Here is a 341-nt window from a genome sequence, read left to right as displayed (position 1 = left end):
AGAATTCAGAAATTGGAGCGTAAGAAAACGCTGCGGCAAAAGGAAGTAGAGCAACACGAAGCTCTTTATCTGAAAGGTTGGTAGCGTTCAGCAGCTCATCAAACTGTTGCTCAGAAATAGTGGCATCAAAATCGTCAGCGAGAACGATAGGAGCAAGATGTGTTGAAAGTGCTTCAGGAGCGCTTGCTAGCGCCTGTTCAATGCGACTTTTCATGTTGAATCCTTGTTATTGCATGGACAGTTATTCTATGTGAAAGATGGAAATGTTCTGTGCTTTAGATCACGTTAATGTGTGTAATGATAATTTACGTTACATAATTAGAGTGAGCTCACACATGTAT

The 341-nt window shown here is 40.8% G+C and carries 1 protein-coding gene; it reads right to left on the bottom strand.

The window, feature by feature from the left end:
- A partial coding sequence (locus AW165_RS18705; protein ID WP_212823958.1) for a hypothetical protein occupies window positions 1–214 on the bottom strand: 214 nt, incomplete at its 3' end.
- Window positions 215–341: the final 127 nt, after the last annotated feature.

This window comes from Acinetobacter sp. LMB-5 (assembly GCF_001541635.1).
Classification (GTDB): Bacteria; Pseudomonadota; Gammaproteobacteria; order Pseudomonadales; family Moraxellaceae; genus Acinetobacter; species Acinetobacter pittii.
The sequence above is the reverse complement of the archived record's forward strand: the minus strand, read 5'-3'. Positions and strand labels throughout refer to the sequence as shown.